This is a genomic window from Nonomuraea sp. NPDC004580 (assembly GCF_040609855.1).
Taxonomy (GTDB): Bacteria; Actinomycetota; Actinomycetes; order Streptosporangiales; family Streptosporangiaceae; genus Nonomuraea; species Nonomuraea salmonea.
Genome location: NZ_JBEXLH010000035.1, coordinates 57897 through 72099 on the forward strand (window position 1 = coordinate 57897; position 14203 = coordinate 72099).

Here is a 14203-nt window from a genome sequence, read left to right on the forward strand (position 1 = left end):
TACATGGCAACGTGCGAACATCTGTCACAGGCGGGCGACCCCGCCGCCAAGACGCCGGAGGGCTGCGAGGAGTGCCTGGCCCATCAGGGGCGGTGGGTGCACCTGCGGCGCTGTCTGGAGTGCGGCCACATCGGGTGCTGCGACTCGTCGCCGGCCAAGCATGCCACCGCGCACTTCCACGAGACCGGCCACGCCGTCGTGCAGTCGTACGAGCGGGGCGAGAACTGGCGCTGGTGCTTCGTCGACAGCCAGATGGGCTGACCCACCCCGGCACCGGACCTGGGCCCCGGGCGCGCGGACCTGACCACCGGGCACGCGGACCTGACCACCGGGCGCCCGGCCTCGGTCAGCGGTCGAGGATGGCCTCCTCGAAGTCGAGCTGCGCCATCACCTCGCGCAGCACCTCGTCGTCGAGGCGCCGCTCGTCGCGCATGCGGACGAAGACCTCCCGCTCGGCCTGCAACATCCGCCGCCGCAACCGCCGGTAGAGCGTGCTCGGCGTCTCGGCGCCGCCGGGCCCCGTGCCGCCGCCGAGGCGCTCCCAGGCGGTCAGCGAGCGCCGCCACGACTTCTCCCTGAGCTGGTCGATGACCTGTTTCTGGATCTCGTCCGGTTCGTGGCCCTGCTCGGCGACGAGCCGGTCGAGCTCGGCCAGGCCCGCCTCCAGCGCCGCCTGCTGGGCGGCCGCCTCGGCCAGCCGGTCCTCGTAGCGCTCCTGCTCGCTCGACACCCGCAGCCTCCTGATCAGCGCGGGGAACGTGGTGCCCTGGATGAGCAGCGTGCCGATCACGGTGGTGAACGTCAGGAACAGCAGCATCGCCCGGTCGCGCTCGGGCACGGTCTCGGGGATGGCGAACGCCGCCGCCAGCGAAACGACGCCGCGCATGCCCGCCCAGCTGAGGATCGCCGTCTGCTGCCCGGTCGGCCGCGCCTCTCCCCCGCGGATCATTGTGATCAGGTACGAGTATGCGAACATCCAGACGAACCGGACGGCGATCGTCACCCCCAGCACCGCCACCGCGTACCCCGCGACCTGCCACGGCTGATGACCGGCGATGCCCTCGATCACGGGCACGAGCTGCAGCCCGATCAGCGCGAACACCACGGACTCGAGGAAGAAGACGACGACCCGCCACACGGCGTCGGACACCAGCCGGGTGCCGAACCCGCGCAGATGCATGCGGTTGCCGAGATAGAGGCCCACGATCACCACGGAGATCACGCCGGAGGCGTGCACCGACTCAGCCCCGAGGTAGGCGGCGAACGGGACGAGCAGCATGACCGTGTTGTCGACGAGCGAGTCGCGGGTGCGTTCGAGCACCCACGCGCATCCGAACGCCAGCGCCAGCCCGATCGCCGCCCCGCCCACGGCGGCGAGCAGGAACTCGCCCAGCCCGTGCCAGAGGCTGATGGCGCCGCCGGTGGCCGCGCCGATGGCGACGCGGTAGAGCGTGAGCGCGGTGGCGTCGTTGAACAGGCTCTCGCCGACGAGGATGGTCAGCGGCCGGCGCGGCAGCCCAAGACGGCGGCCGACCGCGACGGCCGCCACCGCGTCGGGCGGCGCGACGATCGCGCCGAGCGCGAACGCCAGCGCGAGCGGCAGGGCGGGCAGCAGGAGGTGGACGAGCAGCCCGACCACGACCGTGGTGAACAGCACCAGCCCCACCGACAGCAGCCCGACCGACTTCCTGACGTCGCGCAGGCGCAGGTAGGAGCTGTCGAGGGCGGCGGAGTAGAGCAGCGGCGGCAGGAAGACGTAGAGCACGAGCTCGGGGTCGAGCGGCACTGCGGGCACCATCGGCGAGACCAGCAGGCCGGCCGCCACCAGCAGCAACGGGGCCGGCCAGCCCCGGCGCCGCGCGAACGCCGCCACGGCGACCGCGCCACCGGCCAGCAACAGCAGTTGCGGACCCATGCCGAACCCGAACCCCACCAGCGCCCCCTCTGCCACGTCACGGCCGTGTCAGCCGATCGTCTCGCGGTGAAGAGTACCCGGCGACGCGAGGGCGGCGGTCACCAGGCGGTCACCACTCCCTGCGGTCGCTTCTTTCGTGGTAATCGGGCTGGTCAGGGCGCAGGCGCTCGCCCGTGGAGAACATGGGGTCCCCGACGTACGGGCGGGTCAGCTCGGACTCGGACTGCGGGTACTGCTGCTGCTCCTGGCGGCCGAGCGCGAGCAGCGGATCGACCGGATTGGCCTGGCCGGCCGGCGGGTTCTGGTAGGAGCCGTAGTCGTCGGCGGCGGGCTGCGGCTGCCTGCGGCGGCCCGCTCCCGGGATGCCGTGCATGGGCGTGCCCAGGCCCGCGGTGCTGGGCTGGGTGCTGGGCTGGGTGCTGGGCTCCGGCACCGGCCGGTGCTGCTGGTGCTGCGGCTGCGGGCGCTGGGCCTGCTGCTGGTAGCCGTCGGCACGCCGGCCCGCGTAGGGGTCGGAGGGGTAGGCGTCGGCGGCGTACTGGTCGTGGCGGGGCTGCGCCGGCTGGTACGGGTCGGCGGCCTGCGAGGGGAAGCCCAGCGGGTCGGTGCTCAGCGGCGACGGGCGGCGCTGCTCGCCGGGGAACTGGTAGACGGGGTCCTGGTCGACGTACTGCGGGCCGGTGAAGGGCTCGGGCTGCCTGCCCTGCTGCTGGGCGTAGTGCGGGTCGCTGAGCGGGTCGCCGGTGTACTGCGGGCCGCTGTAGGGGTCGCCGGTGTACTTCGGCTGGGGGCCCGTCGACTCGACGTACTGCGGGCCCGTGAAGGGGTTGCGCTGGTCGACGTACTGCTCGCGGGGCGCGGTGGTCTCGCCGTACGCCTCGCGCTGGGCGCCCGCGTCACCGTACGAGGCGACGAGCTTGTCCTGGTGGGGCGGGTTGCCCCGGGCCACGAGCACGTCGTTGGGCGACAGCGCCGCCGTGGGACGGTCGTCCAGGGGCGACGGCTGGCCCTGAGGCTGCTGCGCCTGGGGCTCATGAGGCTGGGGCGGCCGATGGTACTGGCCGGTGCCGGGGATGACCTCGGTGCCCGGCTCGTGCGCCGGCACGGCGGGCTGCTCGCCGGTCGCCTCTGCGTACCCCTCGTCGAGGGTGTCGAGCAGCCGGCCGACATCCTCCATCGGCATGCGGAAGCTCGCTGTGCACATCTCCCCGCGCCACAGGCTGAGGACGAGCGTGCCCTCATGCCACGTGACACGCAGGCACCGCTCCTGACCTCGCGCATCGAAGAAGACTTCGCCGAACGACGGCAACGGGACAACTTCCGACATGGCAGACATACTGCTTTAACCAGCCTTTATTCGTCCACTCAACCCCGGAAAACCCTACCTAACCGGCCTTCCCATATACTCCCGGAACCCCTCTGGTCACATCCGGTGAAGTCCCCCACCCGCCAGTCGGCGTTCCGATCGCCCAGTGTGCCACGCAACCCGCCGGGAGTTTCCTGGAACGCCGGGATGCGTCTGGCCGATCACACCGCGTTCGGCGCGGCGACCCTGGAATGCGGGTAGCGTTTACTGCCGTGCCCGACTCCCATCTCCCGCCAGTGGACGAACTGCTCAGCATCGCGGTAAACGCTCTCGGAGGGAGCGAACGCCAGGGCCAGATCACCATGGTGCGGGCCGTGCAGAACGCCATCGACGCAGAAGAGCACCTGGCCGTCCAGGCGGGCACGGGCACGGGGAAGTCGCTGGCCTATCTGGTGCCGTCGATCCGCCACGCGATGGACGGCGACGCGCCCGTCGTGATCTCCACGGCCACCATCGCGCTGCAGCGCCAGCTCGTCGACCGCGACCTGCCCCGCCTGTCCGAGGCGCTGGGCAAGGAGCTGCCCCACGAGCCCACGTACGCGATACTCAAGGGCCGCCGCAACTACCTGTGCCGCTACAAGGCGAGCGCGGGCTGGCCCGAGGACGATGAGCAGGACCAGCTGTTCGACCCGCGCGAGGTGAGCGCGACGGGGCGCATGGTGCAGCGCATCCAGGAGTGGGCCGAGGAGACCGAGACCGGCGACCGCGACGAGCTGGTGCCGGGCGTCAGCGAGCAGGCGTGGCGGCAGTTCTCGGTCAGCGCGCAGGAGTGCCTGGGCGCGAGCCGCTGCCCGAGCGGCGCCGAGTGCTTCGCCGAGCTGGCCAGGGCCCGCGCGGGCGAGGTCGACGTCGTGGTGACCAACCACGCGCTGCTCGCCATCGACGCCATGGGCGAGCTGCCGGTGCTGCCCGAGCACCAGGTCGTCGTGGTCGACGAGGCGCACGAGCTGGTCGACAGGGTGACGTCCGTGGTGACGTCCGAGCTGTCGGAGGCGTCCGTCATGCTCGCCGTACGCCGGGTCGGCCGCCTCATCGACCAGCCCATCGCCGACCAGCTCATGGAGGCGGGCGAAGACCTCAAGGCGCTGCTGGCCGCCGCCCCGCCCGGCCGCATCGACGAGCTGCCGCAGGTGCTCGGGCTGACCCTGCAGCTCATCCGCGACTCCGCCTGGCGCTGCATCACCGCCCTGGGGCCGCGCAACGCCGACAAGGACGACCCCGACAAGGCGGGCCAGCGCAAGGCCGCGTTCACGGCGCTCGACGAGGTGCACGACACCGCCGTCCGCATGCTCGACGCCTACGGCCACGCCTCCGAGGCCGACAGGGCCGAGGTGGTCTGGCTCGACGGCGGCACCGACCGGCGCCCGCCCTCCCTGCGGGTGGCGCCGCTCAGCGTCAGCGGCATGCTGCGCGACAAGCTGTTCGGCGAGCGCACGGTCGTGCTCACCTCGGCCACGCTGGCGCTCGGCGGCACGTTCGACGCGCTGGCCGCGCAGTGGGGGCTCGGCGAGGCGGGCAAAGACTGGCAGGGCATCGACGTCGGCTCCCCCTTCGACCACCCCCGCTCCGGCATCCTCTACGTCGCCAAGCACCTTCCCCAGCCCGGCCGCGACGGGCTGCCGCAGCAATACCTCGACGAGATCGCCGAGCTGATCGAGGCGGCCGGTGGGCGCACGCTGGGGTTGTTCTCCTCCATGCGGGCGGCCAAGGCGGCGACCGAGGCGCTGCGCGACCGGCTCGACGTGCCGCTGCTCTGCCAGGGCGACGACTCGACGATGCTGCTGGTCAAGCAGTTCGCCGAGGACGAGCCGACCTGCCTGTTCGGCACGTTGTCGCTGTGGCAGGGGGTCGACGTGCCGGGGCCGTCGCTGCGGCTGGTCATCATCGACCGCGTCCCGTTCCCCCGGCCCGACGACCCGCTGACCTCCGCCCGCCAGCGCCACGTGGCGGCCAAGGGCGGCAACGGCTTCATGGCCGTCGCCGCCAACCACGCCGCCCTGCTGCTGGCCCAGGGCGTCGGCCGGCTGCTGCGCTCGCAGGACGACAAGGGCGTCATCGCGGTCCTCGATCCCCGCCTGGTGACGGCCCGCTACAGCGGCTTCCTGCTGGGCTCGCTGCCGCCGTTCTGGCGCACCACCGACCCGGCGGTCCCCCGCGCCGCCCTGAAGCGCCTCACCACCACCTGACCCCGAAGGCGTCCGGCCCCGCGATGGCGCGGGAGCCCGGGGCCGGGTTCGTTCCCAAGGGGCGAGGTCGGGTCAGGCCCAGGGAGCGAGGTCGGGGCGCTTCGCGGTGAGGCCGTCGCCGGAGGAGACGCCGCGCAGGCGGCGGGAGACCCACGGCACCAGGTGCTCCCGCATCCACTGGGCGTCCTCGCGACGCCGGGCGCGGGGATCGACCGTGCGAGCGGGCCACTCCTTGCGCCAGTCCTCGAACGGCACGCCCAGCACGTCGAGCACCCGGGCGGCCACCAGCCGGTGACCGTCCTCGTTCATGTGCAGCCGGTCGGCGCTCCAGGCCCGCCAGTCGCGCAGCCCCTGCATCGACCACTGGTCGACGAGCCGGCAGCCGTAGAGGTCGGCGATGGAGCGCAGGTGCAGGTAGTAGATGGCGAACTTGCCGCGCATCCGCCGCATGATGGGCGTGTCACGCGGATCGACCCCGGTGAACAGCAGCACGTCGGCCCCGCCGGAGCGCAGGTCGCGTACGGCCCGCGCGAGCGTCTTGGCCATGACGTCGGGATCGCTGCCCGGCCTGAGCAGGTCGTTGCCCCCGGCGCAGAAGCTGACCAGGTCGGGCGCCATCTCGACGGCCAGCGGCACCTGCTCGCCCACGACCTGGTCGAGCAGCTTGCCGCGCACGGCCAGGTTGGCGTAGCGGAAGGAGGGGTCGTCGGCGGCGAGCCGCTCGGCCACCCGGTCGGCCCAGCCACGGTAGTGCCCGTCCGGACCGGGATCGTTCAGTCCTTCTGTGAAGCTGTCGCCGAGCGCGACGAAGGACTTGTAGTGCCTCATGAGGTGGTGATCATCTCCGCGATAGCGTGCAGCGCAAGGACGTATGACTGTAGTCCGAAGCCGGCGATCGTGCCCGTCGCCACCCCGGCCACGACGGAGGTATGGCGAAACTCTTCCCTCGCCGCGGGATTGGAGATGTGGACCTCGACGAGCGGGGCGGTGCGCTGGGCGATGGCGTCCTTGAGCGCGTAGGAGTAATGGGTGAAGGCGGCGGGGTTGAGCACGACGGGGATGCGGCCGTCGCACGCCTCGTGGATCCAGCCGATCATCTCGGCCTCGTCGTCGGTCTGGCGCACCTCGACGTGGTGGCCGAGCTTGCGGCCGGTGTCGCGGCAGAGGGCGGCGAGGTCGTCCAGGGTGTCGGCGCCGTAGACGTCGGGCTCGCGGACGCCGAGCCGGCCCAGGTTGGGGCCGTTGAGGACGAGGATCATGCGGAGATCTCCTTGTAGGCGGCTTCGAGCAGCTCTTCCGCCGGATCTTCGAGGCGGCCCGGCCTGGCGAGGTCGTCGAGCACGACGAACCGCTGCTTGGCGCCGCGGTTCTTCTTGTCGAGCCGCATGTGGTCGCGCAGCCGCGGCCAGGCGTCGGCACGGTGGGTGGTCGGCAGGCCCACGGAGGTGAGGATGGCGCGGGTGCGGGCGACGACGTCGGCGCGGCCGGACAGCCTGGACAGCTCGGCGGCGTAGACCATGCCGACGGCGACCGCCTCGCCGTGGCGGATCGTGTAGTGCTCGTCGCGCTCGATGGCGTGGGCGAGCGTGTGGCCGTAGTTGAGGATCTCGCGCAGGCTGGCCTCGCGCAGGTCGGCGCCCACGACGTCGGCCTTGACCCGGATCTTGCGCTCGATCAGCTCGCGGGTGTGGGGGCCGTCGGGACGGGTGGCGGCCTCGGGGTCGGACTCGACCAGCCGCAGGATCTCGGGGTCGGCGATGAAGCCGCCCTTGATGATCTCGGCCAGGCCCGCGACGTAGTCCGCCTTGGGCAGCCCGGCCAGCGTGGACAGCTCGCACAGCACGCCGGCGGGCGGCAGGAAGGTGCCGACGAGGTTCTTCCCCTCGGCGGTGTCGATGCCGTTCTTGCCGCCGACGGCGGCGTCGACCATGGCGAGCAGCGTGGTGGGCACGAGCACGACCTGGACGCCGCGCAGCCACGTGGCCGCCACGAACCCGGCGAGGTCGGTGGTCGCGCCGCCGCCCACGCCCACCACGGCATCGGAGCGGGTCACGCCGTGGCGGCCCAGCTCGGACCAGAGCCGCGCGGCCACCTCGACCGTCTTGCACTGCTCGCCGTCGGGCACGGTCAGCTCGGCGACCTCGTAGCCGGCCGCCGCCAGCGCCTCGCGGACGGGCCTGGTGATCTCGGGCAGCGTCTCGGGGGCGATGACCGCGACCGTGCGCACGCCGGGCTTGAGCAGCGTGGCCAGCTCGGCGAGCACGCCGGTGCCGACCACGACGTCATAGGGGCTGTCGCCGCGTACGTGGATCCTGGTGGCGCTCACCCGGGCAGGCCCTTCACGATCTCGTCGGCCAGCTCTTCCGGCTCGCGCTTGTCGGTCACCACGGTCATCACGGCCAGCCGCTCGTAGATGGGCCGCCGCTCCTCCATCAGCGCCTTGAGGCGGCTGCGCGGGTTGAGCACCAGCAGCGGGCGGGCGCTCGCCAGGCCGACCCGCTGGACCGCGTCGGCCAGCCCGACCTGGAGGTAGACCACGGGCTGGCCGTCGAGCAGGGCCTGCGTCTCCTCGTGCAGCACGGCGCCGCCGCCGAGCGACAGGACGCCGTCGTGCTCGGCGAGGGCGCGGCGCACGGCCTCGTGTTCGAGCTCACGGAAGCGCTCCTCGCCGTCCTCGACGAAGATGTCGGAGACGGGCTTGCCCGCCACCGCCTCGACGTCGGAGTCGGTGTCGCGGAACCCGACGCCGAGCCGCTCGGCGAGCAGCCGCCCTAGCGTGGTCTTGCCGGACCCGGGCGGCCCAATGAGCACGGCCTTGGCTGTCATTTGATCACCATGGAAGAGAGGTAGCCGGACAGGTTGCGGGCGACTTCCTCGACCGAGTCGCCGCCGAACTTCTCGATCGCCGCGTCGGCCAGCACCAGCGCGACCATCGCCTCGGCCACGATGCCGGCCGCGGGCACGGCGCACACGTCGGAGCGCTCGTGGTGGGCCTTGGCCGCCTCGCCGGTCTTGACGTCGATCGTGGCCAGCGCCCGCGGCACCGTGGAGATGGGTTTCATGGCGGCGCTGACCCGCAGGATCTCGCCGTTGGTCATGCCGCCCTCGACGCCGCCCGCCCGGTTGGTGATGCGGCGCACGCCGTCCTCGTCGGTGTACTCGATCTCGTCGTGGGCGCGGGAGCCCGGCCTGCGGGCGGTCTCGAAGCCGTCGCCGACCGCGACACCCTTGATCGCCTGGATGCCCATGAGCGCGCCCGCCAGCCGGGAGTCGAGCCTGCGGTCCCAGTGGGTGTAGCTGCCGAGGCCGGGCGGCAGGCCGTAGGCGAGGACCTCGACGACGCCGCCGAGCGTGTCGCCCTCCTTGTGTGCCTTGTCGATGACGGCGACCATCGCGGCGCTGCCCTCGGGGTCGGCGCACCTGACCGGGTCGTCGTCGATCCTGGCGAGGTCGCCGGGGCCCGGCAGCGCCTCGGCCGGGGTGCGGGCGCCGCCGATCTCGGTGACGTGGCTGACGATGTCGACGCCGAGCGCCTGCTTGAGGAAGCGCCGTGCGACCTCGCCCAGCGCGACGCGGGCCGCGGTCTCGCGGGCGCTGGCCCTGTCGAGGACGTTGCGGGCGTCGTCGAAGCCGTATTTCTGCATGCCGGCCAGGTCGGCATGACCGGGGCGGGGGCGGGACCTCGGCGCGTTGCGCCCCAGCCCCTCGAGCTCGGCCGGGTCGACCGGGTCGGCCGCCATGACCTTCTCCCACTTCGGCCACTCGGTGTTGCCGACGCGGATGGCGACCGGGCTGCCCATGGTGCGCCCGTGGCGTACGCCGCCGACGATCGTCACCTGGTCCTGCTCGAACTTCATCCGCGCGCCGCGGCCATAACCGAGCCTGCGGCGGCGCAGGGCCTCGTCGATGGCGGCCGTGGTCACCTCGACCCCGGCCGGCAGGCCCTCGAGGATGGCGACGAGTTCGGGGCCGTGGGACTCTCCGGCGGTCAACCAGCGCAACATGCGTACAAGTCTTCCACGTGCCGCCGAGTGGGCTGTCCCTCCGCTCACCCAGCGAGACAGAGTGTCGTGAACGCGCCGAGCAGCATGAAGGGGCCGAACGGGAACTGGGTGTGCCTCGTGCCGCGCCCGGTCAGCAGCAGGACGAGGGCGTACAGGGCGCCGAGCACCTGCCCGGCGAGCGCGGCGGCGGCGACCGCCTCCCAGCCCAATGTGCCGCACGCCATGCCGATGAGCCCGGCCAGCTTCACGTCCCCGAACCCCATCGCATCCGGCCTGACCAGCCACAACACGCCGTAGACCGCGATGAGCGCCGCCCCTCCTGCCAGCGCGCCCGCCAGCTCGCCGGTCGGCAGGAGCGCGAGCGCCATGATCGGGTACGCGGGCAGCGTAATGGCGTCGGGCAACGTGCAGGTCCGCCAGTCGATCACCGCCAGCGCGGTGCCGATGACGGCGAAACACGCGTACGGCGGCCCCGCCCGCCACGCCAGCACGACCACCACGGCGGCACAGGTCAGCTCGACCGCCCCCGGGGCCGGCGCCCACGTCGGCCCCTCGTCGTAGGACCCCGCGAGCGCTCTGATGCGAGCCCCACAGACCAGCCCCACCACCGCCATGATCCCGACCATGCCGCAGAACCTAACCCGCTCCTCCGCGCCAGGAGGGCCGATACGCACAACCGGCATGACGCCGACGCGCGGGGCGAGAGGCGGCCGACGCGGGGGCGCGGCATCCCGCGAACGCCCGGCGCGACGCGCCGGGCGGTCAGGACCCATGCGCGGGCGATGCGCGAGGGCGGTCAGGACCCATGCGCGGGCACGGCGTCAGCGCAACTCGCGGAGGCTGCTTGGGGTGCTCAGCTGGGCTTTCTGGAGAACCAGCGGCGTTTGGGCTTGGGCTGGGCGGGGGTCACCTTGGCGACCGTCACGCCGGTCAGTCGGCCCACCGTGCCGGATTCGACGGCGGCCAGGGCGGCCAGCACGTCGCCCTCGATCACGAACTGCACCGGGCCCGCCACGTCCACCACGACCGCAGCCGCCTGCTCCTGGACGGCGGCCCCGCACACCTGGAGCGTGGTGGCCTGGATCGGGCGGGCGTCGGGGCGCCACCGCGCCAGCGACTCCGTGCCGGTGAACGCGAGCACCGCCTGCCTGCCGTCCTGGCCGACGAGCTTGGGCAGCGCCATCTCGCTCTCCTTCTCCTGCCGCAGCCCGTGGGCGCCGACCTCGGTCTCGGTCAGCAGGGCGACCACCGGCACCAGCAGGCGTGCCGCGCCGAGCGCGTTGAGCACCTCGGCGGGGCCTGCCGTGCCCGCCTCGTAGGCGGCCAGGGCGGCGGCCACGGCCGGGGCGGCGGAGCCGTCGTCTTGCGGATCGAGTGGCTGCGGGATGTTCGGCACAAAGCCCGAGCCTATCCGCCACCCACCCCGCCCCCGCCCGACCACTGCACCCAGCCCGTCCGAACGCACCGAGCCCGTCCGAACGCACCGAGCCCGTCCGAACGCACCGGGCCATCCGGAGATCCGGCCGCGCCGAAGCACGTGGCGGGGCCGGAGACCGGTCTGAGGCGCTAGCCGAGGTCGGCGATGGCGGCGACTGGGCCGCCGCCCGACGGGCCCTGGTGGACGGCTGCCACCGAGACGAAGACGGCCGGGTCGCCGGTCACCGAGGCGGCTACGCCGCCGACTGCGGCCTTGATCTGGCGGTGCCAGTGGACGTCGGAGTCGTCCAGCATGATGTTGCGGCGGCCACGGACGCGGCCCGATGGGTCGGCTTCGCATTTCATGAAGACGTTGACCAGTCGCCCCCCGAGGTCCGACGGGTGGGGGCGGTCGGGGAGCGGGATGCCGGCGTCTTTGACGGCCTCCCAGATGCCGTCGGCGTCGAGCGCGTCCTTCATGACGCTGTGGCCGATGCGGTAGCGCCCGCCGATCCCGCGTACGTTGCCGACCAGCACGATCTGGGCCCGGTCCAGCTCGACGCCGGACGAGCAGGAGGCCACCGACGAGTACAGGGACAGGTCCTTGTGGATCTGGTCGGCGCTCGGCATCTCGATCTCGCCGAGCGCGACCGCGATGCCGAGCGCGGTGGTGGAGTTGGACAGGTCCATCGAGGGCCCGGTCTCCTCGATGGCGGTGTCCTGGCCGCGGCTCTTGGCGTCGGTGATGGTCGCGAGCGTGAGGAGCGGCGTCTTGGTCTGGACGTAGTGCACGTCGCGCGGGTCGTCGATGCCGGCGATCTTCATGGCCTCGCGTACGCCGGCCGCGACCTTCTCCACCATGGCCGGCCGCCCGATGTCCTCGGGCAGGATGACCTCGCTCATCGCGACGCCGACCGACAGCCGCGGCTCGTCGGACGGCGGCGCGTCGGCCGTGGTGGCGAAGATGGTGGCGTGGGGGCTGAGGATGCCGTCGGTGCCGCCGGACCACACGAGCGGCACGCTCTCCGGCGACGGATGCCCGTTCCCGGCGAGCACCTCGCGGAAGGCGCGGTCGGCGAGGATGCGGGTGTAATCGTTGACGCCGCCGTTGCCCTCGGTCTTGCCGATGACGGCCAGCACCCGTTCGGCCTCGATCACCCCGTCGGCGATGAGACGTGACAGGCCGGAGGCGTCGGTGACGCTCTCGATCGGCACCTTGCGCACTTCGATCGGGTCCGGCATGCGTTGCCCTCCTCTGCCCAGGTTTCCGCTGACGCTACCGAGCCGGCCAGCGGGGTTCATGGTCAATGTCTGCCCACGTGGACCGGCGGTGATGTCAACGTGTGGCGGCGGTAGGGTCCCGGATGTGATTCGGGACGCGCACGTCAACGGCATCAGGCTCCGCTACAGGGAGGAGGGCGGCCCTGATGACCGGCCGCTCGTGCTGCTGCACGGCCGCACCGCCGACCACAACGACTGGAACGGCATCACCCAGCACTTCGTTCGGAGGGGCCGCCACGTCCTCGTACCGGATCTGCGGGGGCACGGCGAAAGCGAGCACCCGGGCGCGTACGCCCTGCACGAGATGGCCGACGACGTCGCCGCGCTGCTCGACCACCTGAGGACCGGGCCCGTGGAGCTGATCGGGCACTCGCTGGGCGCGCTGGTGGCGACACGGGTGACGATCGCGCGGCCGGACCTGGTGTCGCGGCTGGTGCTGGAGGACCCGCCGCAGGCGTACGCGATCACCGGGCGGCCGCCGATCGTGGAGGACGGCCCCGCGAGCTTCGACTGGCGGATGATGCACCAGACGGAAGCCCAGCTCATCGACCCCGACCCGGCCTGGGTGGCGGGGCTCGGGACGATCGGGACGCCGGCGCTGGTGCTGTCGGGCGGGACGGCCAGCCAGCTCGACGCGGCGGACGTCGCGCGACGCATCCCCGGAGCGCGGCTGGTGACGGTCGAGGCGGGGCACCTGATCCACGTGACGGCGCGCCAGGAGTTCCTGCGGGTGGTGGACGCGTTCCTCGACGAAGCCCCTCGGTAAAAGCGGGCTTCATGGGGCAAACGTGACCTTACTGTCATAAAGATCCGCCATCCTAGGATGGGTGCGCACCCGGCTCAGCGATCTCGTCAAGGAACGGCTGGGCAGCTTCGGCCTCACGGCCCCCTCCATCGCGCAGTGCGCGGTCGGCTCGGCCCTCGCCTGGATCATCGCCATCGAGCTGCTCGGCCACCCCCGTCCCTTCTTCGCCCCCATCTCCGTGCTGATCTGCGTCGGCGTCGGCCTCGGCCAGCGCCTGCGCCGGCTGGTCGAGCTGGTCGTCGGGGTCAGCCTCGGCGTCGGCGTGGGCGACCTGCTGGTGTCCTGGATCGGCTCGGGCGCCTGGCAGCTCGCGCTCATCGTGGCGCTGGCGATGACCGTGGCGGTGCTGCTCAACAGCGGGGCGCTGTTCGTCGCGCAGGCCGGCTCGTCGGCGGTGCTGGTGGCCACGCTGGTGCCGGGCGAGGACGTGGGCGGCCTCGACCGGATGGCCGACGCGCTCACCGGCGGCATCGTGGGCATCGTGGCGGTGGCGTTGCTGCCCGCGAGCCCGTTCTCGATCGCGGCGAAACACCTGTCGGGGGTGCTCGACGCGCTGTCCACGGTGATGGAGCGCGCCGCGGAGGCCATCGAGAAGCGTGACGTGGAGCTGGCGGCCGAGGCGCTGGAGGAGGCGCGTGAGACGCAGGCCGCGGTGGAGGAGTTCGGGGCCGCGCTGGAGACCAGCAAGGAGATCACCATGATCTCCCCGCTGCACTGGCACCGCCGCGCCCGCCTGGCCCGCTACGAGACCGCGGCCGTGCCGGTCGACCTCGCGCTGCGTAACGTCCGGGTGCTGGTCAGGCGTACGCTGGCGTCGCTCGGCGAGGCGAGCCCGCCCCCTGCGGCGCTGGCCGAGGCGATGCGCGAGGTGTCGGAGGCGGCGCTGCTGCTGCAGCTGGAGCTGGGCGCGGGCCGGGACCCGACGCTGGCCCGCCAGGCGCTCCTCGCGGTGGCCGCCAGGGAGCGCCCGCACGGCCTGGGCTTCTCCGCGCACGTCATCATCGCCCAGCTGCGCTCGGTGGTGGTGGACCTGCTGCAGGCCACGGGCATGGAGCACGAGGAGGCCACGGCGGCGCTGACCCCGCTGGACGGCGAGCCGTCGCCCCGCCCCTAGCGGAGCCTGGGTGTGGCGCTCCCAGGAGGATCCCGCCTCTCGTGCGGACCGCCGCATCCCGGCAGACTCCCTGGTCAGGGGGCGGGAGGTCCGTCTCCGCTGATCGAGGGAGTGCG

The 14203-nt window shown here is 72.7% G+C and carries 14 protein-coding genes; 4 read left to right on the top strand and 10 right to left on the bottom strand.

What is annotated here, in order from left to right; genetic code table 11:
• The first annotated feature begins 3 nt into the window (after positions 1–3).
• A complete protein-coding gene (locus ABZW11_RS29695; RefSeq protein ID WP_355423951.1) occupies positions 4–261 on the top strand; it encodes a UBP-type zinc finger domain-containing protein in 258 nt (85 codons plus the stop codon).
• Between the two features lie 85 nt (positions 262–346).
• On the opposite strand, the gene ABZW11_RS29700 is transcribed toward ABZW11_RS29695, so the two are convergent.
• Entirely contained in the window at positions 347–1951 is a 1605-nt protein-coding gene (locus ABZW11_RS29700; protein WP_355423953.1) for a Na+/H+ antiporter, read from the bottom strand.
• Between the two features lie 73 nt (positions 1952–2024).
• A complete protein-coding gene (locus ABZW11_RS29705; protein WP_355423956.1) occupies positions 2025–3242 on the bottom strand; it encodes a hypothetical protein in 1218 nt (405 codons plus the stop codon).
• A 230-nt stretch (positions 3243–3472) separates the two neighbouring features.
• On the opposite strand from ABZW11_RS29705, the gene ABZW11_RS29710 reads away from it, so the two are divergent.
• Complete coding sequence (locus tag ABZW11_RS29710; RefSeq protein ID WP_355423959.1) at positions 3473–5467, top strand: ATP-dependent DNA helicase; 1995 nt, start codon at positions 3473–3475, stop codon at positions 5465–5467.
• Positions 5468–5539: 72 nt separating this feature from the next.
• Here the strand turns inward: ABZW11_RS29710 and ABZW11_RS29715 are convergent, their stop codons facing one another.
• From ABZW11_RS29715 to ABZW11_RS29750, 8 genes are all read right to left on the bottom strand, one after another.
• Positions 5540–6295, bottom strand: a complete 756-nt coding sequence (locus ABZW11_RS29715; protein ID WP_355423962.1) for an SGNH/GDSL hydrolase family protein — start codon at positions 6293–6295, stop codon at positions 5540–5542.
• Positions 6292–6726 carry a type II 3-dehydroquinate dehydratase gene (gene aroQ / locus ABZW11_RS29720; protein WP_345387107.1) on the bottom strand — a complete coding sequence of 145 codons (435 nt, stop codon included), beginning with the start codon at positions 6724–6726 and terminating at the stop codon, positions 6292–6294. Before aroQ ends, ABZW11_RS29715 begins: the two co-directional genes overlap by 4 nt.
• Positions 6723–7793 carry a 3-dehydroquinate synthase gene (aroB, locus tag ABZW11_RS29725; protein WP_355423965.1) on the bottom strand — a complete coding sequence of 357 codons (1071 nt, stop codon included), beginning with the start codon at positions 7791–7793 and terminating at the stop codon, positions 6723–6725. The genes aroQ and aroB overlap by 4 nt, the downstream gene beginning before the upstream one ends.
• Positions 7790–8293, bottom strand: a complete 504-nt coding sequence (locus ABZW11_RS29730) for a shikimate kinase (RefSeq protein ID WP_355423968.1) — start codon at positions 8291–8293, stop codon at positions 7790–7792. The genes aroB and ABZW11_RS29730 overlap by 4 nt, the downstream gene beginning before the upstream one ends.
• Positions 8290–9471 (bottom strand): chorismate synthase, encoded by a 1182-nt coding sequence (gene aroC, locus ABZW11_RS29735; protein WP_355423971.1) that lies wholly within the window; start codon positions 9469–9471, stop codon positions 8290–8292. Before aroC ends, ABZW11_RS29730 begins: the two co-directional genes overlap by 4 nt.
• A 44-nt stretch (positions 9472–9515) precedes the next feature.
• Entirely contained in the window at positions 9516–10097 is a 582-nt protein-coding gene (locus tag ABZW11_RS29740) for an A24 family peptidase (protein ID WP_355423974.1), read from the bottom strand.
• A 227-nt stretch (positions 10098–10324) separates the two neighbouring features.
• Positions 10325–10867: an SseB family protein gene (locus tag ABZW11_RS29745; protein WP_355423978.1), complete on the bottom strand. Its 543-nt coding sequence runs from the start codon at positions 10865–10867 to the stop codon at positions 10325–10327.
• Between the two features lie 170 nt (positions 10868–11037).
• Positions 11038–12129, bottom strand: a complete 1092-nt coding sequence (locus tag ABZW11_RS29750; RefSeq protein ID WP_355423981.1) for a ring-opening amidohydrolase — start codon at positions 12127–12129, stop codon at positions 11038–11040.
• Between the two features lie 124 nt (positions 12130–12253).
• On the opposite strand from ABZW11_RS29750, the gene ABZW11_RS29755 reads away from it, so the two are divergent.
• Positions 12254–12934, top strand: coding sequence for an alpha/beta fold hydrolase (locus ABZW11_RS29755; protein ID WP_355423984.1), 681 nt, complete (start codon positions 12254–12256; stop codon positions 12932–12934).
• Between the two features lie 61 nt (positions 12935–12995).
• Complete coding sequence (locus tag ABZW11_RS29760) at positions 12996–14087, top strand: FUSC family protein (protein ID WP_355423987.1); 1092 nt, start codon at positions 12996–12998, stop codon at positions 14085–14087.
• Positions 14088–14203 lie beyond the last annotated feature (116 nt).